At 68.1% G+C, this 282-nt stretch carries 1 pseudogene; it reads left to right on the forward strand.

Annotation, left to right across the window (positions count from 1 at the left end):
* Nucleotides 1-282: pseudogene (locus tag L981_RS32795) on the forward strand (sulfate ABC transporter ATP-binding protein); the annotation flags it as partial.

Below are 282 nucleotides of genomic sequence, written 5' to 3' on the forward strand. Positions count from 1 at the left end.
AGCAGGTCGGCACCCCCGACGAGATCTACGACCATCCGGTCTCGCCCTTCGTCTACGGCTTCATCGGCCAGTCGAACTGCCTGTCGGTGACGCTCCAGAACGGCGAGATCTGGTTCGAGGACCGGCCGATCGGGCTCAGAGCGCCGTCCGAAGCCGACGGTCCGGCCAAGCTGCACTTCCGCCCGCACGACATCGAGCTCATCGACGGTTGCGGCGGTTGTCTGGCCGGTCTGGTCGCCGCCAGCCGCCGGGTTGCCGGCACCCGCCATCTCGAACTCGACC

Origin of the sequence: Ensifer sp. ZNC0028, assembly GCF_000799055.1 — a bacterium.
Classification (GTDB): domain Bacteria; phylum Pseudomonadota; class Alphaproteobacteria; order Rhizobiales; family Rhizobiaceae; genus Ensifer.